The sequence below is a fragment of the Achromobacter sp. K91 genome (assembly GCF_003576205.1).
GTDB classification, from domain to species: Bacteria; Pseudomonadota; Gammaproteobacteria; order Burkholderiales; family Burkholderiaceae_B; genus Achromobacter; species Achromobacter aegrifaciens.
In genome coordinates this window covers 198670-212926 of the sequence record NZ_QWFB01000012.1, presented here as the reverse complement: position 1 = coordinate 212926, position 14257 = coordinate 198670, and the positions used below count along the sequence as shown (strand labels likewise).

11 protein-coding genes are annotated in these 14257 nt (G+C 66.5%); 8 read left to right on the top strand and 3 right to left on the bottom strand.

The window, feature by feature from the left end; all coding sequences use genetic code 11:
- Positions 1 to 18 precede the first annotated feature (18 nt).
- From dapD to DXK93_RS03235, 8 genes are all read left to right on the top strand, one after another.
- Positions 19 to 840 (top strand): 2,3,4,5-tetrahydropyridine-2,6-dicarboxylate N-succinyltransferase, encoded by an 822-nt coding sequence (gene dapD / locus DXK93_RS03270; RefSeq protein ID WP_013394697.1) that lies wholly within the window; start codon positions 19 to 21, stop codon positions 838 to 840.
- Entirely contained in the window at positions 841 to 1983 is a 1143-nt protein-coding gene (gene dapE / locus DXK93_RS03265; protein WP_119449340.1) for a succinyl-diaminopimelate desuccinylase, read from the top strand.
- Between the two features lie 9 nt (positions 1984 to 1992).
- The gene (gene prmB / locus DXK93_RS03260) at positions 1993 to 2889 is read left to right on the top strand and encodes a 50S ribosomal protein L3 N(5)-glutamine methyltransferase (protein WP_054456040.1); all 897 of its coding nucleotides are present in this window, start codon (positions 1993 to 1995) and stop codon (positions 2887 to 2889) included.
- Positions 2886 to 4820, top strand: a complete 1935-nt coding sequence (locus DXK93_RS03255; protein WP_119449339.1) for an ABC-F family ATP-binding cassette domain-containing protein — start codon at positions 2886 to 2888, stop codon at positions 4818 to 4820. Before prmB ends, DXK93_RS03255 begins: the two co-directional genes overlap by 4 nt.
- Before the next feature lie 124 nt (positions 4821 to 4944).
- The gene (locus DXK93_RS03250; RefSeq protein ID WP_054456036.1) at positions 4945 to 5433 is read left to right on the top strand and encodes an RNA polymerase sigma factor; all 489 of its coding nucleotides are present in this window, start codon (positions 4945 to 4947) and stop codon (positions 5431 to 5433) included.
- 2 nt (positions 5434 to 5435) lie between these two features.
- The gene (locus tag DXK93_RS03245; RefSeq protein ID WP_119449338.1) at positions 5436 to 6356 is read left to right on the top strand and encodes a FecR domain-containing protein; all 921 of its coding nucleotides are present in this window, start codon (positions 5436 to 5438) and stop codon (positions 6354 to 6356) included.
- 117 nt (positions 6357 to 6473) lie between these two features.
- Positions 6474 to 9107 carry a TonB-dependent receptor gene (locus DXK93_RS03240; RefSeq protein WP_119449373.1) on the top strand — a complete coding sequence of 878 codons (2634 nt, stop codon included), beginning with the start codon at positions 6474 to 6476 and terminating at the stop codon, positions 9105 to 9107.
- Positions 9080 to 10261, top strand: coding sequence for a cytochrome-c peroxidase (locus DXK93_RS03235; RefSeq protein WP_119449337.1), 1182 nt, complete (start codon positions 9080 to 9082; stop codon positions 10259 to 10261). The genes DXK93_RS03240 and DXK93_RS03235 overlap by 28 nt, the downstream gene beginning before the upstream one ends.
- 63 nt (positions 10262 to 10324) lie before the next feature.
- On the opposite strand, the gene DXK93_RS03230 is transcribed toward DXK93_RS03235, so the two are convergent.
- From DXK93_RS03230 to DXK93_RS03220, 3 genes are read right to left on the bottom strand one after another with little or no spacing between them, the layout of a single operon-like run.
- Complete coding sequence (locus tag DXK93_RS03230; protein ID WP_054456030.1) at positions 10325 to 10630, bottom strand: chorismate mutase; 306 nt, start codon at positions 10628 to 10630, stop codon at positions 10325 to 10327.
- A gap of 5 nt (positions 10631 to 10635) precedes the next feature.
- A complete protein-coding gene (locus tag DXK93_RS03225) occupies positions 10636 to 12930 on the bottom strand; it encodes a UvrD-helicase domain-containing protein (protein WP_059373632.1) in 2295 nt (764 codons plus the stop codon).
- Positions 12927 to 14135 carry a fatty acid desaturase gene (locus DXK93_RS03220; RefSeq protein WP_054456025.1) on the bottom strand — a complete coding sequence of 403 codons (1209 nt, stop codon included), beginning with the start codon at positions 14133 to 14135 and terminating at the stop codon, positions 12927 to 12929. Before DXK93_RS03220 ends, DXK93_RS03225 begins: the two co-directional genes overlap by 4 nt.
- Positions 14136 to 14257 lie beyond the last annotated feature (122 nt).

Below are 14257 nucleotides of genomic sequence, written 5' to 3'. Positions count from 1 at the left end.
TTTAAAAGCTGAGCCGCTATGACTCTCGACCTGCAGACCACCATCGAAAAAGCCTGGGACGACCGGGCCAACCTGTCGCCCACCGACGCCAGCGCCGAAGTGCGCGAAGCGGTCGAGCGCACCATCGACGGCCTGGACCTGGGCCGCCTGCGCGTGGCCGAGAAAATCAACGACGACTGGGTCGTGCATCAGTGGATCAAGAAGGCCGTGCTGCTGTCGTTCCGCCTGAACGACAACGCCATCATGGGCCAGGCTCCGCTGCAGTTCTACGACAAGGTGCCGCTCAAGTTCTCGGAATACGGCGATAACGCCTTCAAGCAGGGCGGCTACCGCGTGGTGCCGCCGGCCGTTGCGCGCCGCGGCGCCTACCTGGCCCGCAACGTGGTGCTGATGCCCTCCTACGTCAACATCGGCGCCTACGTCGACGAAGGCACCATGGTCGATACCTGGGCCACCGTCGGCTCCTGCGCCCAGATCGGCAAGAACGTTCACCTGTCCGGCGGCGTGGGCATCGGCGGCGTGCTGGAACCGCTGCAAGCCAACCCGACCATCATCGAAGACAACTGCTTCATCGGCGCCCGCTCGGAAGTCGTGGAAGGCGTGATCGTCGAAGAGAACTCGGTGCTGGCCATGGGCGTGTTCCTGTCGCAAAGCACCAAGATCTATGACCGCGCCACCGGCAAGATCACGTACGGCCGCGTGCCCTCGGGTTCGGTCGTGGTCCCGGGTTCGCTGCCTTCGGCCGACGGTTCGCACAGCCTGGCCTGCGCGGTCATCGTCAAGCGCGTCGACGCGCAGACCCGCGCCAAGACCAGCATCAACGATCTGCTGAGGGCTTAAATGAGCACGACGGCTGTACTGGATCTGGTCAAGGACCTGATCGCCCGCCCTTCGGTCACGCCGGCCGATGAAGACTGCCAGGCGACGCTGGCCGCGCGCCTGGAGCGCATCGGCTTCGCCTGCGAGACCATCGCACAGGGCGGTGTCACCAATCTGTGGGCGCGCCGCGGCAACGCGGCGCCGCTGGCCGTGTTCGCCGGTCACACGGACGTGGTGCCTCCGGGTCCGCGCGAGAAGTGGGAAAGCGATCCCTTCGTTCCCACCGAGCGCGATGGCTACCTGTACGGCCGCGGGGCAGCCGACATGAAAAGCTCGATCGCCGCCTTCGTGGTGGCGGCCGAGGAATTCGTGGCGGCCCACCCGCAGCATGGCGGCTCGATCGCCCTGCTGATCACCTCTGACGAAGAAGGCCCGTCCATCGACGGCACCGCCATCGTCTGCGACGCGCTGAAGGCGCGCGGCGAACAGATGGACTACTGCATCGTCGGCGAACCCACTTCGGGCGACGTGCTGGGCGACACCTGCAAGAACGGCCGCCGCGGCTCGCTGTCGGGCAAGCTCACGGTCAAGGGCATCCAGGGCCATGTGGCCTACCCGCACCTGGCGCGCAACCCCGTGCACCAGCTGGCGCCGGCCCTGGCCGACATCGTCAGCATCGAATGGGACCAGGGCAACGAGTACTTTCCGCCCACCACGTTCCAGGTGTCGAACCTGAACTCGGGCACCGGCGCCACCAACGTGGTGCCGGGCGAGGCGATGGCGCTGTTCAACTTCCGTTTCTCCACCGCCAGCACGCCGGAAAGCCTGCAGGCGCGAGTACATGAAGTGCTGGACCGCCATGGCCTGGAGTACACGCTGGACTGGGAGCTGGGCGGCGAGCCCTTCCTGACGCCGCGCGGCTCGCTGACGGACGCGCTGGTCTCGGCCATCCGCGACGAAACCGGCGTGACGGCAGAACTCTCCACCACTGGCGGCACGTCCGATGGCCGCTTCATCGCCAAGATCTGCCCGCAAGTCATCGAATTCGGTCCCTGCAACGCCACGATCCACAAGGTCAACGAACGCATCGAATTGGCCTCGCTGGATCCGTTGAAGAACATTTATCGGCGCACGCTGGAAAACCTCCTGCTGCCGCCCAAGTAAAAGCCTCACATGTATCAATCCGCCCGCCAAGAACTGCTGACCCTGCGCGACCTGATCCGCTACGGCGTATCGCGCCTGAACGCCGCCCAGGTGGCGCTGGGACACGGCAGCGACAACGCCTGGGACGAGGCGGTCTACCTGACGCTGCACGCCTTGCATCTGCCTCTGGACACGCTGGAGCCCTTTCTGGACGCCCGCGTGCTCAGCGAAGAGCGCAACCGCGTGCTCGAATTGATCGACCGCCGCGTGACCGAGCGCCTGCCCGCCGCCTACCTCACCAACGAGGCCTGGCTGCGCGGCCATCGCTTCTACGTGGACCAGCGCGTCATCGTGCCGCGCTCGCCCATCGCTGAGTTGCTGGACCAGGGCCTTGCGCCCTGGGTGCAGGATGCGCTGGCGGTTGAGAACGTGCTGGACATGTGCACGGGGTCCGGCTGCCTGGCTATCCTGTCGGCGCTGGCCTTCCCCTATGCCCATGTGGACGCGGTCGACGTGTCGCCGGACGCGCTGGAAGTGGCGCGCCGCAACGTCGACGACTACGGCCTGGCGGACCGGCTGGACCTGCACGAAAGCAATCTGTTCGACAGCCTGCCGCCGCGCCTGTACGACGTCATCATCTGCAATCCGCCCTACGTGAACAGCGGCTCCATGGACGTCCTGCCCCAGGAGTACCGCCATGAACCGCAGTTGGCCCTGGCTGGCGGCGACGACGGCATGGACCTGGTGCGCCGCATCCTGGAAGCCGCGCCGCGCTTTCTCACGCCGGAAGGCGTGCTGGTGCTGGAGATCGGCCACGAACGCGACTTCTTCGAGGCCGCCTTCCCGCAGCTCTCGCCCGTGTGGCTGGACACCGAAGAAGCCTCCGACCAGCTTCTGCTGCTTACCCGCGAGCAACTCAGCCTGTGATACGCGCTACTGGATTGACCCTGCGCCGCGGCACCAAGGTGCTGCTGGACGGCGCTGAATTCGTCGTGCATCCGGGCGAGCGCGTGGGCATCGTCGGCAAGAACGGCGCGGGCAAGTCCTCGCTGTTCGCGCTCTTGACCGGCACGCTGGACCTGGACGCGGGCAACCTCGCCATGCCCGCCGGCTGGCGCATCGCCAGCGTCAAGCAGGAAATCGAAGCTGACGAGCGTCCGGCGCGAGAGTTCGTCATCGACGGCGACACGCATCTACGCGAACTGCAGGCGCGCCGTGCCGAACTGACGGACGAGCAAGGCACGCAGATCGCCGAAGTGGAAGCGGCGCTGGTGGAAGCCGGCGCCTGGAGCGCGGCCTCGCGCGCCGAGCAACTGCTGGCCGGCCTGGGCTTCAAGCCCGCCGAATGGATGCAGCCGGTGGCGAGCTTTTCCGGCGGCTGGCGCATGCGCCTGGCCCTGGCCCGCGCGCTGATGGCGCCGTCCGAATTGCTGCTGCTGGACGAGCCCACCAACCACCTGGATCTCGACGCCATGCTGTGGCTGGAGAAATGGCTGGCCGCCTACCCCGGCACCGTCATGCTGATTTCCCACGACACCGAGTTCCTGGATGCGGTCGCCAAATCCATCCTGCATTTCGACCACGCCAAGCTGGTGCGCTACCGCGGCGGCTATGGCGACTTCCTGACACAGCGCGCCGAGCGCCTGCGCCAGACCAATATCGCCTACGAACGCCAGACCCGCGAAGCGGCCCGGCTGCAAGGCTTCATCGACCGCTTCAAGGCCAAGGCCTCCAAGGCCAAGCAGGCGCAGAGCCGCGTCAAGGCGCTGGCGCGCATGCAGGTGCTGGCGCCCTTGCACGCCGAGGCCGGCATCGACATCCGCATCCCCTCGCCCGACCAGGTGCCAGATCCCCTGCTGACCCTGGAGCACCTGTCGGCCGGCTACACGGACGCCGACGGCAACGCCGTGCCCATCCTGCGCGACGTGACGCTGATGGTGCGCGCGGGCAGCCGCGTCGGCGTGCTGGGCGCCAACGGCGCCGGCAAGAGCACGCTGATCAAGACCCTGGCCGAAGAACTGCCGGTGCAGGCGGGTACTCGCCGCGCCTCGCGCGGCTTGGCCATCGGCTATTTCCACCAGCACCAGCTGGACATGCTGGACGTGGACAGCACGCCCATCGCCCATCTGGCGCGCCTGGCCCCCGAGACCCGCGAACAGGAACTGCGCAACTATCTGGGCGGCTTCGGCTTTTCCGGCGACACGGTGACCAGCAAGGTCGGCCCCATGTCCGGCGGCGAAAAGGCGCGCCTGGCGCTGTCCCTGATCGTCTGGCAAAAGCCCAACCTGCTGCTGCTGGACGAACCCAGCAACCACCTGGACGTGGAAACGCGCGAGGCCCTGGCCGCCGCGCTGGCGGACTTCGGCGGCAGCATGCTGCTGGTATCCCACGACCGCCACCTGCTGCGCACCACCGTGGACAGCTTCTGGATCGTGGCCGACGGCGCGGTACGCGAGTTCGACGGCGACCTGGAGGACTACCGCGACTGGCTCGCCGCCCGCAACGCCGGCGAACGCGCGGAAGCCGCGCGCGAGAACGCCGAAGGCAACGAACCGGTGGTGGACCGCAAGGCCCAGCGCCGCGCCGAAGCCGAACAGCGCCAGCGCCTGTCCGCGCTGCGCAAGCCGCTCGAATCCAGGCTCGCCAAGGTCGAGGCCGAGATGGAGAAGCTGCGCGCCAAGCTGCATGCGCTGGACGCCGTCATCGCCGATCCGGACCTGTACTCGGATGCGCGCCGCGCCGAACGCCAAAAGGTCATGGCCGAGCATGGCGAACACGGCAAGCGCATGGACGAGCTGGAAGAACAGTGGCTCGAAATCCAGGGCTCGCTGGAAGAGATCGAACAGTCCGAGGCCTGACGGCCTGCGGCGGGCGCCCTGCCCGCCGCCGCTTCCTGCGCTCTCTCCTTATCTAGAAATAGAAATCGTTATCATTTATACTCTGGCGCGAATTTGACTCTATCTGGCGCCCGGCGCCGGCGACATGTCTACGCTCACGGATGTATTTCTCCGCCATTACCGAGAGGTGCTGGGTTTCCTCTCTTTGCGCACCGGCTCGCGCGACGTCGCGCAAGACTGCGCCCAGGACACCTGGATCAAGCTGGCGGAATTCAAGGACAGGACGCGTCCCGACAACGACCGCGCCTACGTCTTCCGCGTGGCCGCCAACATCGCTACCGACTGGCACCGGCGCCGCAGCCGCGAACAGGCCGCCACCGCCGACTACGCCGCTTCGCGCCCTACCCTGCATGAACCCGACACCCTGGACGTGGCTGCCGCGCGGCAAATGCTGCGCAGGCTGGAAACCGCGCTGCTGGCCCAGCCGCGCCGCAGCCTGGACGTGTTCGTGCTGCACCGGCACGAGGGCCTGAGCTACCGCGCCATCGCCGAGCGTTTCGCGATTTCGGTCAGCGCGGTGGAGAAACACATGATGCGCATCCTGCTGGCCTGCGACCAGGCGCTGGCATCCTGAGCATGGCCGCCCCCAAGACCGGCAGCGCCCAGGAAGAAGCGTCGCGCTGGGTCGTGCGCCACAGCGGTCAGGGCATGGATGCGCAAGCCCAGGCGGAGTTCGAAGCCTGGTACCGCGCTGACGCCAGCCACGCCGCCGCCTATGAACGGCTGGCGCGCCTGTGGCGGCGAATGGGCGAGATCGAACGCGGCAAGCTGCTGGCGCCACGGCGCGCGCATAAGCGCGGCGCGGCGGCCGCGCTTGTATTGCTGGCCGCCTGGCCAGCCTGGCAATTGCTGCGTACGGTCCATCCTGACGCCGACTACACGACCGGCGCCGAAGTGCGCCGCGTGGCCCTGCCCGACGGCTCCAGCGCCACCCTGGATGCGGACTCGGCCATCGCCATCGATTTCGCGCCGGGCAAGCGCGAAGTACGGCTCCTGGCCGGGCGAGCGTTGTTCACGGCCGCACCACGCGCGCCTGGTGGTCCGGATTTCACGGTGGTGACGCCGGACGCGTCCGCAGCCGCACTAGGCACCCGCTATGTCGTGGCGCGCGAGGCCGGCGGCACGCGCGTGGCGGTGTACGAACATCGCGTGGCAGTCCATTGCCTGGTCTGCCAGGATGACGCCGCCTTGGCGCTGGACGCGGGCCAGGAGGCTGCCGTGTCGGCGACGGGCATCACGCGCTTCGCCGCGCCGCAGGAACCGGCGCCGGACTGGAGCCAGGGCCTGCTGGCCTTCAACGATGTCGCATTGCCCGAGGCCGCTGCGCGGCTATCCCGCTATGGCGGCAAGCACATCCTGGTGCTGGGCGAAACCGCCAGGCGTTTGCGCGTCTCGGGCATCGCCAGTATCGGCGATCCCAAGCGAGCGCTGGAATTGCTGCTGGCGCAGGCCAAGGTCGGCATTACCGAGCTGCCAGGCCTGCTGATCCTGCGTTGAAGCCGATTGCCAATCAGTAAATGAGAATCGATATAAATTATTCATCGGCAATCCGCTGAGGTAATCCGTGCCTGCACACGTCCTACGGCTGACATCAACACCCGCTTGGACGCATTCATGCTGTTTCCCCACTTCAACCGGCGCGCCCGCCGGTCTGGCGCTTCGGCGGCGCTGCTCATCGCCGCGTTGATAACGGCTTCGCCGGCCCCCGCTCAGTCGACCGCGCCCGTCGCCTATGACCTGCCGGCCCAACCCCTGGGCGACGCACTGCTCGCGCTGGGCCGACAGGCGGGCCTGGAGATCTCGTTTCCGCCGGCGGCGGTGGCGGGCAAGACTTCGCCCCCACTGCAAGGAGAGTATTCGCCGCTGCTCGCGCTGAACCACCTGCTGGCGGGGTCCGGACTGGCGCTGCGCGCGGACGGACCTGGCCGCTACATCGTCTACGTGGACAAGACCAACCAGTTTTCCGCCCTGCGCCTGGATGCCGTGCGGGTCTACGGCGAGCAGGTGGGCGAGCGCATCTATACCCGCGAGGACATCGCCGAAACGCCCAGCTCCAACCGCGACCTCAGCACGCTGGTGGCGACGCATCCGGCGGTGCGCACCAATCCGGGCGCCGCCGGCTCGCAGAACCGCGGCTCGCTCAATGTGGAGGACATTTCCTTCCACGGCTCCAGCCCCTACCAGAACTTGTTCCAGCTCGACGGCATGGACGCGACCAACCGCGTGGACCCGGCCAGCAAGAACCTGAACCTGCAGGTCGGCAACGTGCCCAGCAACCCGCAGTCGTACTTCGTGGACACGAGCCTGCTGGAGGAAGTGCGCGTGCACGACAGCTTCGTGCCGGTGGAGTACGGCCGCTTCACGGGCGGCGTCGTCGACGCCAGGCTGCGCCGCTTTTCCGGCGAAAACCGCTTGAATCTGGACTACCGCTGGAACACTTCCAAAATGACGCGGCAGGAGGTCGCCGAGGGCGAACAAAACAGTTGGGCGCAGGGCAAGCCGGGCTATTCGCCGGAATGGAAAAAGCGCTTCTACTCCGCCGTGGGCGACCTCGCCTTCAATGAAAAATCAGGCGCCGTGCTGGCCATGTCGCGCCGCGAATCGGACATCACGCGCTGGAACATGGGCGTGGACGACAAGGGACAGCCGGCGCCGGGCCAGGCCGCCTATAGCGACCGGATCGACAACTTCCTGGGCAAGTTCAGCGTGCGCGCCAGCGCCGATACCACGGCCGACCTGACGCTGAAATACAGCGACCGCAGCGAAACCCTGGCCAGCGACCTGTTCCGGCACACCCGCTGGGACAACAACCATGAGGCGCGCGGCATAGGCGTCAACGTAGACCACTACTTCCAGGGCGGCCGGCTTGCGCTGCAGGCGGGCTGGGACCGGTCGCTCAGCAACCGCGAATCCGTCGGCGACGAGCTGGTGACATTCAGCCCCTACCTGCTGCCGCGGTACACGGCGGGCGGCTTCGGCAAGGAGCAGACGCGGCAGGACACCTGGACGCTGAAGGGCCGGGTCGACCTGGATCCGGTGCGCACGGGCGTGTTCACGCATATCCCCTATGCAGGCGCGGAACTGAACCAGGTGCAGGCGAACTTCGAGCGTTTCCAGGAAAGCCACTCCTACCAGCGCGCTTACAACCGCGACGGCAGCTATCGGGATTTCAGCAAGGTCCGCTACCTGCCCGGCACCGTGGACGTGAACTACAACATGGCCAGCCTTTATCTGTCGGACCGCATCGAATGGCAACGGCTGGCGCTGGACGCCGGCCTGCGCTACGACCGCGAGACGTTCCTCGGCAACAACAACCTGTCGCCGCGCACGCGGTTGGATTGGGACATGTTCGGTTCGGGCGATACCCTGCTCAGCGCCGGCTGGTCGCGGTACTACGGGGCCGGCGTGCTGGAGACGGCGCTCAAGGAAGAACGCAGCCGCCTGCGGCGCCAGGTGCTGGACAAGAACGGCAAGCCCGTGGCGGACGGCAGCAAGGAGTACTACGTGGAGTACAAGGGCCTGCGCATGCCCTATGACGATGAATGGGCGGTCTCGCTGCGCCAGCGCATGGCGGGCATGGAAGGCGTGCTGAGCTACGTGCGCCGCAACGGCCGCGACCAGTGGGCCACGACCGGCAACGACAAGGACGGCTACCGCTACACCAACGACGGCCTGTCCACCACCGACGGCGTCAGCCTGTCGCTGCGCACGCTGGAGCCCTGGCGCCTGGGCGAGACGCGCTGGAACATGCAGGCCAGCTGGAGCTGGCAGAAGCGCAAGACCAATGCGGACCTGGTCGAAGGCTACAACGGCGACGCGCGCGACCCCGGCGAATACGTGATCTACAACGGCTCGCGCCTGCGCGCCATCGACCTGCCTCCAAGCTCCTTCTACCAGCCACAGATCGCCACCCTCAGCCTGACCGGCGCGTGGCCGCGCGCCGGCCTGACCTGGAGCAACATGGTGAACTGGCGCAGCAAGCGCGACGCCACCGTCTACGTCGGGCGCGGTCCGCGGCCCGACTACCTGGATCGATTCGAATCCGGCGAGATCCCGTCCTACTGGACCTGGGACACCAAGCTTTCCTGGAATCCCACGTTTGCGCGCAGTCTGGAATTCACGGTCGAAGTCCTGAACGTGCTGGACCGCAGGCCCGCCGTGACGGCCAGCAATCCCAACGTCAAGACCAACCGCAGTACCTATCAGACGGGACGGGAGCTATGGCTGCAAGTCGGTTACCGCTTCTGATCCTGGGCGCGGCGCTGGCGCTGGCGGCGTCCCTATCCCACGCCGACGCAGACGCCCAGGACGATCAGGCCGCCTGCCGCACGCCCACGGGCTGGAATGCCGCGTGCCTGCGGCCGCTGTACGCTGGGCCGCCCTCGGCGTGGCCAGCGCCCACGATCGATCCTGGCGTGGCCTGGCGCGAATGGGGGCCGGTGCCGCCGGCCTCCAATCCGCCCCTATCCTGGACCGCGGCCAACGCCGGCCAAGCGGAACTGGCTGCGGACGTCGCGCGCCCGGCGGTGGTGACGCTGGGGCAGATGCTGTTCTTCGATACCCGGCTGTCGCGCAAGGGGCAGGTGTCCTGCGCCTCCTGTCATCTGCCGCAGCGCGCCTTCACCGACGGCCTCGCGCTGGCCGTGGGCGAAGACAAGCTGATGGGCAGGCGGCGCTCCACGCCGCTGTATGCGGCGCCGTTCGCGCCCCGGTTGTTCTGGGACGGACGCGCCTCCAGCCTGAAGGAACAGGTGCTGGGCCCCATCCACGATCCCCGCGAAATGAACCATGACGCCGACGGCGCCGTGGCGCGCCTGTTGGCGGCCGATCCCTACCCTGCGCAGTTCCTGCAAGCATTCGGCGCCGCCCCGGCAGCGCAGCCGCCTGTAGACGCCGACCGCCTCGCGCGCGCGCTGGCCGCCTATGTCGCTACGCTTCGGCCCGAAACCACGCGCTTCGACAAGTTCCTGGATGGACAATCGAATGCGCTGGACGACAGCGAGTTAATCGGCATGCACCTGTTCCGCACCCAGGCGCGCTGCATGAACTGCCACAGCGGCGCGATGCTGACGGATCACCAGTTCCACAACATCGGCCTGTCCTTCTATGGCCGCCGCAACCAGGATCTGGGGCGCTACGAGGCGACGCGCAATCCCGCCGATCTTGGCAAGTTCCGCACGCCCAGCCTGCGCAATGTGTCGCGTGCCGGACCGTGGATGCACAACGGACTGTTTCCCGACCTGAAGGGCCTGCTGCGGATGTACAACGCCGGCATGGGCCGCGATCCCGTGCCCAGCGATCCGCCCGACCCGTATGCGCCCAGCAAGTCCGAACACATCCGGCCGCTCGCGTTGAGCGCGGACGAGATCGACGCCTTGCTGGCGTTCATGCAGGTCTTGTAGGAAAGGGAGAGGCGGCGCCCGGCAGCTTGCAGATGCAGGCTCCCATGCGCCGCCGGCCTGGCATTACGAGTACGGGCGCTCGCGCAGGCGGGTGTGGTGGTCGACCACGGTGTCGATCACTTCGCGCAGGATGGTTTCGGCAAGCGCGGGCGGCACGCCCGCCTCTTGCGCCAGGCGGCGGATGCGCGCGACCTGCTGCTCCTCGCGCTTGGGATCCACCAGGTCCATGCCCAGATCGCGCTTGAGCTCGCCGATCATGTCCGTGCAGCGGAACCGCACGCCCAGCAGCAGCATGATCTGCTGGTCGATTTCATCGACCTCGGCGCGCAGCGACGCCAGCTCGGCTTTGGAAGTATCGTTGTCGGCCATGAGTATCAACCCTGAACAATGTCAAGTTTGGCGATGCCCAGCGCCAAGGTCTTGGCGCCCACGTCGCGGAACTGGATTTCAGCCTGGGCGTCCTGCCCTGCTCCGCTCAAGCCGATGATCGTGCCTTCGCCGAACCGCGCGTGGTGCACGCCCTGACCTACACGATACTGCTTGTCGCCCACCGTGACGCCGGTGGTAACGCTGCGGGCTTGACGCGGCGCAATGGTATTGGTGGGCTTGCGGCCAAAAGCGTCGCCGCGGTTGCCGCCGCCCCAGCCGGCGCCCGTGCCGCCAACCTGGGCCAGGCCGGCCTTGGGCGACAGCCACTTCAGGTGCTGTTCGGGAATTTCTTCCAGGAAGCGCGACCGCATCGCGTAGCGCGTCTGGCCGTGCAGCATCCGGCTTTGCGCCAGGCTGATGTACAGGCGCTGGCGCGCACGCGTGATGGCCACATACATGAGGCGGCGTTCTTCTTCCAGTCCGGAAGCTTCCAGGACGCTGTTCTCGTGCGGGAACAGCCCCTCTTCCAGGCCGGTGATGAACACCGCGTCGAACTCCAGGCCCTTGGCCGCGTGCACGGTCATGAGCTGGACGGCGTCCTGGCCCTGCTGGGCCTGGTTGTCGCCCGCTTCCAGCGCCGCATGCGACAGGAACGCCGCCAGCGGAGTCAAACCGTCGGATGCCACGACCGGCGCGTCGACCACGCCCGCGTTCAGCGTGGAGGCCGTGTCCTGTTCGGGCACCACGCCGGCAGGCATGCCGTCGTAGTTTTCCTCGGACGCGAACACCGCTGCGGCGGTGACCAGTTCGCTCAGGTTTTCCAGGCGCTCCGCGCCTTCGCGTTCGGCCTTGTAGTGCGCGTTCAGGCCGCTGGCCTCGAGCATGTGCTCGACCATTTCCGGCAGCGGCAGGTCGCGGGTCTCTTCGATCAGGCGATGGATCAGCTGCGCGAATTGCGCCAGGTTGGAGCCGCCCTTGCCGGGCACCAGGGCCACGGCCGCGTAAAGGCTGGTGTCGTGCGCGCGCGCGGCGTCGCCCAATTGCTCCAGCGTGCGCGCGCCGATGCCGCGCGTGGGGAAATTGACGACCCGCATCCACGAGGTGTCGTCGTGCGGATTGGCCATCAGGCGCAGGTAGGCCAGCGCGTGCTTGATTTCCTGGCGCTCGAAAAAACGCAGGCCGCCGTACACCTTATAGGGAATGCCGGCGGAAAAGATGGCGTGTTCCAGCACGCGCGACTGCGCGTTGCTGCGGTAGAGCACGGCGATCTCGCGGCGCAGGCTGCCTTCGCGGATCAGGGAGCGGATCTCGTCCACGATCCACTGCGCTTCCATGCCGTCGGACGGCTGCTCGATGACGCGCACCGGCTCGCCGTCGCCCTGCTCGGTCCAGAGGTTCTTGCCCAGGCGGCCGGTGTTATGGCCGATCAGCGCGTTGGCGGAATCCAGGATGTGGCCAAAGGAGCGGTAGTTCTGCTCCAGGCGGATCACGGTGCCGCGCGCGTAGTCGCGTTCAAAGTCAGCCATGTTGCCGACGTTGGCGCCGCGGAAGGCATAGATCGACTGGTCGTCGTCGCCCACCGCGAAGATCGCGGCGCCGCCGCCGGCCAACAGGCGCAGCCACTTGTACTGCAGCGTGTTGGTGTCCTGGAACTCGTCGACCAGGATGTGGCGGAAACGGCGCTGGTAGTGCTCGCGCACCGGCGCATTGCGCGACAGCAGTTCGTAGGCGCGCAGCAGCAGCTCGGCAAAGTCCACCACGCCTTCGCGCAGGCACTGGGCCTCGTAGAGCTGGTAGATCTCGATCAGGCGACGGCGATGGGCGTCGTAGGCTTCCACGTCGGCGGGACGCAGGCCTTCTTCCTTGGCGCCGTTGATGAAGCGCTGCACGTCGCGCGGAGGATACTTTTCGTCGTCGACCCCATTGGCCTTCATCAGGCGCTTGATCGCCGCGAGCTGGTCGGTGACGTCCAGGATCTGGAAGCTTTGCGGCAGGCCGGCATCGCGGTGATGCGCGCGCAGCATGCGGTTGCACAGGCCATGGAAGGTGCCGATCCACAGGCCGCGCGTATCGATCGGCAGGATGGCCGACATGCGCGCGAGCATTTCGCGCGCCGCCTTGTTGGTGAACGTGACCGCCAGCAGCCCAAAAGGCGAGGCCTGGCCGGTTTGAATCAGCCAGGCCATGCGGGTGGTGAGCACCCGGGTCTTGCCGCTGCCCGCCCCGGCCAGGACCAGGGCGTGCTGCGGTTCTAACGTTACTGCGGCGCGTTGTTCAGGATTGAGCTTCTCTAGCATCATGCCGCGTAGCGGCGCAGACGTTGAGCGAATTGCTCGAGCCCGGCGATGCCGCTTTGCTGGGCGCGCTGGCACCAGGCCTGCAGGTCATGAAGAAGCTGTTCGCTGCTGGCGCTGGAGCTTTCCCAGATGCGGCCGAGTTCACGGCGCATCTGTACCAGCGTGGCGAGCGACTTGTTGCGGGCGATGGCTTGATCCACGGCGGCAACCTGTTCGGGCTGGAGGATGTCCTCGTTGCGGTGGATGGCGCGGCGCACGCTGTGCAGCTTGGTCCAGTCGCACTCGGCGCTGTCCTTGTTGCGCGAATCCTTCAGCTTGGCCAGCTCTTCACGGGCGGCGCTCTTGATCACGTCCGCATAGCGGGCCATGACTTCGTAGCGGTGCGTGATCACGCCCTGCAGGGTGCGCAGGTCGATGCCGGTCTTGCTGTCGTCCAGCTTGAGCTTGGGCGCAACCTTCTTGATCTTGGCCAGGCCGAAGAACTTCAGGATGTTGATGTAGCACCAGCCGATGTCGAATTCGTACCACTTGGCCGAGAACTTGGCCGACGTGCCATGGGCGTGGTGGTTGTTGTGCAGCTCTTCGCCGCCGATCACGATGCCCCAGGGGAACACGTTGGTGCTGGTGTCCGGGCTGTTGTAGTTGCGGTAGCCCCAGTAGTGGCCGATGCCGTTGACGACGCCGGCGGCCCAGAAGGGGATCCAGGCCATCTGCACGGCCCATACCGTGACGCCGATGGCGCCGAACAGGGCGATGTCGATGGCGAGCATGGTCAGCACGCCCCACAGGCTGTGCTTGCTGTAGACGTTGCGCTCGAGCCAGTCGTCAGGCGTGCCGTGGCCGAACTTGGCCATGGTTTCCTTGTTGTTCGATTCTTCGCGGTACAGTTCCGCGCCGCGGAACAGCACCTTCCAGATGCCGAACAGGATGGGCGAATGGGGATCGCCTTCCTTTTCGCACTTGGCGTGGTGCTTGCGGTGAATGGCCACCCATTCCTTGGTGACCATGCCGGTCGTCATCCAGAGCCAGAAACGGAAGAAGTGCATGACGGCCGGATGCAGATCCAGACCACGGTGCGCTTGGCTGCGATGGAGAAAGACCGTGACCGACACAATCGTGATGTGCGTCACAACCAGAGTGAACACGACAACCTGCCACCAAGTGGCTTGGGTCAGACCGCCGGCAATGAAGGAAAGGATGTAATCCATAAAGCTGTTAGGAGCCTCGCTAGAGAAGTGCCTGGAGTTTAGCTTACCTTGGCTGACTTATGACAAGGTAGTTTCAAAATAGTTTTTGAGCGAAATCAAGGACTAAGCCCCGGTTTTTCAGG

Bases quoted from the DNA above. Each gene is read 5' to 3' on its own strand.
- prmB (WP_054456040.1), top strand. From the start codon at position 1,993: ATGTATCAATCCGCCCGCCAAGAACTGCTGACCCTGCGCGACCTGATC.
- DXK93_RS03220 (WP_054456025.1), bottom strand. From the start codon at position 14,135: ATGGATTACATCCTTTCCTTCATTGCCGGCGGTCTGACCCAAGCCACT.
- dapE (WP_119449340.1), top strand. From the start codon at position 841: ATGAGCACGACGGCTGTACTGGATCTGGTCAAGGACCTGATCGCCCGC.
- DXK93_RS03245 (WP_119449338.1), top strand. From the start codon at position 5,436: ATGGCCGCCCCCAAGACCGGCAGCGCCCAGGAAGAAGCGTCGCGCTGG.
- DXK93_RS03250 (WP_054456036.1), top strand. From the start codon at position 4,945: ATGTCTACGCTCACGGATGTATTTCTCCGCCATTACCGAGAGGTGCTG.
- dapD (WP_013394697.1), top strand. From the start codon at position 19: ATGACTCTCGACCTGCAGACCACCATCGAAAAAGCCTGGGACGACCGG.
- DXK93_RS03235 (WP_119449337.1), top strand. From the start codon at position 9,080: ATGGCTGCAAGTCGGTTACCGCTTCTGATCCTGGGCGCGGCGCTGGCG.
- DXK93_RS03225 (WP_059373632.1), bottom strand. From the start codon at position 12,930: ATGATGCTAGAGAAGCTCAATCCTGAACAACGCGCCGCAGTAACGTTA.
- DXK93_RS03240 (WP_119449373.1), top strand. From the start codon at position 6,474: ATGCTGTTTCCCCACTTCAACCGGCGCGCCCGCCGGTCTGGCGCTTCG.
- DXK93_RS03230 (WP_054456030.1), bottom strand. From the start codon at position 10,630: ATGGCCGACAACGATACTTCCAAAGCCGAGCTGGCGTCGCTGCGCGCC.